Origin of the sequence: Streptomyces himastatinicus ATCC 53653, from assembly GCF_000158915.1 — a bacterium.
Lineage (GTDB): Bacteria > Actinomycetota > Actinomycetes > Streptomycetales > Streptomycetaceae > Streptomyces > Streptomyces himastatinicus.
Map to the genome: position 1 here is coordinate 1,328,658 of NZ_GG657754.1, position 926 is coordinate 1,329,583.

General features: G+C 75.9%; 2 protein-coding genes. Both read right to left on the reverse strand.

Translation table 11 applies throughout. From position 1 onward, the window contains the following. A partial coding sequence (locus SSOG_RS04975) for an FAD-dependent oxidoreductase (protein WP_039936600.1) occupies positions 1-379 on the reverse strand: 379 nt, incomplete at its 3' end. Between the two features lie 80 nt (positions 380-459). Continuing rightward, a partial coding sequence (locus tag SSOG_RS04980) for an alpha/beta hydrolase (RefSeq protein ID WP_039936602.1) occupies positions 460-926 on the reverse strand: 467 nt, incomplete at its 5' end.

Consider the following 926-nt stretch of genomic DNA (forward strand, 5'->3'; position numbering starts at 1 on the left):
CGCTTCGCGCGGCCCGGCGAAGGCCCGTACCCCTCTCCTCCATGGCGTCCGCGCCGGTGTGGACGTCGAGGCTGCTGCCGTCGGCGAACGCGGCCCGGTAGGCGGGGTGCAGCGCCACCAGGTCGAGCCGGTCGGACAGCTCCTCCCCCACGGCCGCCAGCGGCTCGGCCAGCAGGTCCGGCATGGTGAGCACGGTGGGTCCGGTGTCGAAGCGGTAGCCACCGCGGTCCAGGCGTCCGGCCCGGCCGCCGGGCCGGGTGGCGCGTTCCACGACGGTCACCCGGCGCCCGGCGCCGAGCAGGTGCAAGGTGGCGGCGAGCCCGGACAGGCCCGCTCCGACGACCACGACATGGTCCGTGGGCCCGGCGACGGTCCTCATGGTTCCAGTCTTCTGACGTCCGGGCCGCCCACCCGTGCTCGGGGCCGTACGGCCGAAGGAATTCGACCGTGCGTGGCCCGCTACTTCCGCGGACCCGGCACCGGCAGCCCCGGGCCGGTGCAGTGCACATCGCCCGCCGGGAGGCGACCGTCGACCAGATACGCGGCGGCCGTCCGGTCGACGCAGGCGTTGCCGCGGCTGGCGAACACCCCGTGGGAGTAGTCCTGGTGGAGTGTCACCAGCCGCGAGCCCGGCAGCCGGTGGCGGAGCCGGTGCGCCCCCTCGATCGGCGTGACGGGGTCGTGTGCGGAGGCGATGAGCAGGCCGGGCGGGGCGTCGGGGCCGCCGAGCGGGGTGCGGCGGGCCGGCCGGTGGTGCCAGTAGGCGCAGGTGGACGCCTCGATCCCGGTGAGGACCGGGTGCGGGTCGAGGTGCCGCATGCGCCGCACGTCGGCCACCACCCGGCGGGGTGCGGGGGCGTGGCCGTCCGCGCACTTCACGATGCGGTTGGCGGCTTCGTAATTGCGTGACTCCGGGCCGTCGAAGG